The 2,938-nt window shown below is 59.8% G+C and carries 3 protein-coding genes and 1 pseudogene; all 4 read right to left on the bottom strand.

Features of this window, described 5'->3' with window-relative positions; all coding sequences use genetic code 11:
- Window positions 1-97: 97 nt before the first annotated feature.
- Window positions 98-1,459: an acetyl-CoA carboxylase biotin carboxylase subunit gene (gene accC / locus HX846_RS30905; protein ID WP_003217312.1), complete on the bottom strand. Its 1,362-nt coding sequence runs from the start codon at window positions 1,457-1,459 to the stop codon at window positions 98-100.
- A gap of 17 nt (window positions 1,460-1,476) precedes the next feature.
- Window positions 1,477-1,938, bottom strand: coding sequence for an acetyl-CoA carboxylase biotin carboxyl carrier protein (gene accB / locus HX846_RS30900; protein ID WP_003217309.1), 462 nt, complete (start codon window positions 1,936-1,938; stop codon window positions 1,477-1,479).
- Between the two features lie 25 nt (window positions 1,939-1,963).
- Window positions 1,964-2,419 carry a type II 3-dehydroquinate dehydratase gene (gene aroQ, locus HX846_RS30895; RefSeq protein WP_003217307.1) on the bottom strand — a complete coding sequence of 152 codons (456 nt, stop codon included), beginning with the start codon at window positions 2,417-2,419 and terminating at the stop codon, window positions 1,964-1,966.
- Between the two features lie 264 nt (window positions 2,420-2,683).
- Window positions 2,684-2,938: pseudogene (locus HX846_RS30890) on the bottom strand (methyl-accepting chemotaxis protein); the annotation flags it as partial.

Below are 2,938 nucleotides of genomic sequence, written 5' to 3'. Positions count from 1 at the left end.
CCCGCTCCCACAAGGGGAATGTATCCATCCAGAAAAATCGGGTGGGCAGAAACAACAAAGCCGCCCGAAGGCGGCTTTGTTGGGTGGAGCACTTCGCTTACTGATTAGCCAGCTTGTGTTCCAGGTAGTGAATGTTCACACCACCTTCGCAGAAGCCTTCATCGCGAACCAGGTCCCGATGCAGCGGGATGTTGGTCTTGATGCCGTCTACCACGATTTCGTCCAGGGCGTTGCGCATACGGGCCATGGCCTCGTCGCGGGTGGCGCCCCAGGTGATCAGCTTGCCGATCAGCGAGTCGTAGTTGGACGGAACCTTGTAGCCGCTGTACAGGTGCGAATCCACACGTACGCCGTTGCCGCCGGGCGCGTGGAAATGCTTGACCAGGCCAGGGCTTGGGATAAAGGTTTTCGGATCTTCGGCGTTGATCCGGCACTCCAGGGAGTGGCCGTGGATCTTCACATCATCCTGGGTAAACGACAGCTTGTTGCCAGCGGCGATGCTCAGCATCTCCTTGACGATGTCGATACCGGTGACCATCTCCGAAACCGGATGCTCTACCTGCACACGAGTGTTCATCTCGATGAAGTAGAAACGGCCGTTCTCGTACAGGAACTCGAAAGTGCCCGCGCCACGGTAGTTGATGTCGATGCACGCCTTGACGCAGCGAGCCAGTACTTCCTGGCGAGCTGTTTCGTCCAGGCCCGGTGCCGGCGCTTCTTCCAGCACCTTCTGGTGACGGCGTTGCAGCGAGCAATCGCGGTCGCCCAGGTGGATGGCGTGGCCCTGGCCGTCGGACAGTACCTGCACTTCCACGTGACGTGGGTTGGTCAGGTACTTTTCCAGGTAGACCATCGGGTTGCCGAACCAGGCGGCAGCTTCCGAGCGAGTCTGCTTGGCGGCTTCGATCAGTTCTTCTTCCTTGTGCACCACGCGCATGCCGCGACCACCACCGCCACCGGCGGCCTTGATGATCACCGGGTAACCGACTTCGCGACCAATGCGCAGGGCGGTTGCCTCGTCTTCAGGCAGCGGGCCGTCGGAACCTGGAACGGTAGGTACGCCGGCCGCGATCATGGCGTCCTTGGCCGATACCTTGTCGCCCATCAGGCGAATGGTTTCGGCTTTCGGGCCGATGAAGGCAAACCCGGATTTCTCCACCTGTTCGGCGAAATCGGCGTTTTCCGCGAGGAAGCCGTAGCCGGGGTGGATGCCATCAGCGCCGGTCACTTCAGCGGCGGCGATGATGTTCGAGACTTTCAGGTACGAGTTCGTGGCCAGTGGCGGGCCGATGCAGATGCTTTCGTCCGCCAGTTTCACGTGCATCAATTCGGTATCGGCCGTCGAGTAAACAGCGACGGTCTTGATGCCCTCTTCCTTACAGGCGCGCAGGATACGCAGCGCGATCTCGCCGCGGTTGGCGATCAGGACTTTTTGCAGTTTCTTCGCAGGTTTCAACATCGAAGGCGCTCCGCGGTTCAAACGATGGTGAACAGCGGCTGGTCGTACTCAACCGGCTGACCGTTTTCTACCAGGATGGATTCGATGACGCCGGCTTTTTCAGCCGTGATGTGGTTCATCATCTTCATCGCTTCAACGATGCAGATGGTGTCGCCCACTTTCACGGTTGCGCCGACTTCAACGAAGGCTGGCGAGGTCGGTGCCGGGGTGCGGTAGAAGGTACCGACCATTGGCGACTTGACCACGAAACCGTTCAGTTTTGGAGCCGCAGGGGCTTCGGCAGCCGCCGCGACCGGAGCAGCCGCCACGGGTGCAGCGGCCGGAGCCGGCGCTTGCATCTGTGGTGCGTAGAACTGTTGGGCCGGGGTCTTGCTGTGACGGCTGATCCGTACGGATTCCTCGCCTTCCTTGATCTCCAGCTCGTCGATACCGGATTCTTCCAGCAGTTCGATCAGTTTCTTAACTTTACGGATATCCATGAATCATCAACTCCCAAAGGGTCGGTCAGGGGCGCTTGGCCGTGTCTTCAAGCTGTTCCAGGGCGGCCTCCAGGGCCAGTCGGTAACCGCTGGCGCCAAGGCCGCAGATCACTCCTACCGCAACGTCGGAGAAGTAAGAGTGATGGCGGAAAGGTTCGCGTTTGTGCACGTTCGATAAATGCACTTCGATGAATGGGATGCTCACCGCCAGCAGCGCGTCACGTAATGCAACGCTTGTGTGCGTAAAAGCGGCGGGATTGATCAGGATAAAGTCCACGCCTTCGCTGCGCGCGGCATGGATGCGATCAATCAGTTCGTACTCGGCATTGCTTTGCAGGTAGAGCAAATGGTGGCCGGCATCACGTGCCCGTCGTTCCAGATCGAGGTTGATCTGTTCGAGGGTCACTGCCCCGTAGACGCCCGGTTCGCGGGTGCCGAGCAGGTTCAGGTTGGGTCCGTGAAGAACCAGTAAGGTCGCCATCGGCTGTTCCTTGTTATTGATGTGGGCACGGTAGAACCCGGCGACTATGCCGCAAAGGCTTTGTGACTGTCCAGTTCTATGCAGTAGGCAGCACGATTAGCGAGGATTGCGCAAAATATGTGACCGCAAGGCTGAATCCGGTCAGTGTGGGAGCTGGCTTGCCTGCGATGGCGGTGGTTCAGCCGCCACATGCGTTGACGGGTGCGCCGCCTTCGCGAGCAAGCCCGCTCCCACATTTTGATCTTCACAAGACGGGAGAGCCGGTCAGACGCGGAATGCCTGCACGGCGGTGTTGAGTTGCCCGCCAAGTACCAATAAGTGCTCGCCCTGGCGGCGTCCCTGGCCAATTCGCAGCAAGTTGTCCTCGCCCAGCTGGTGAATCCGCTCGCTGTTATCGCGGATTTCACTCACGGCGCCACTTTGCTGGGCCGTCACATCGGCGATCCGCACGGCGGTGTCGGAAATGGTCTGGATCGCCCCGACGATTTCATCCAGCGCGCCGTCAGCCGCCTGGGCCTG

The sequence above is a fragment of the Pseudomonas sp. K5002 genome (assembly GCF_013386655.1).
Classification (GTDB): Bacteria; Pseudomonadota; Gammaproteobacteria; order Pseudomonadales; family Pseudomonadaceae; genus Aquipseudomonas.
This window is presented reverse-complemented; position numbering and strand designations above follow the sequence as displayed.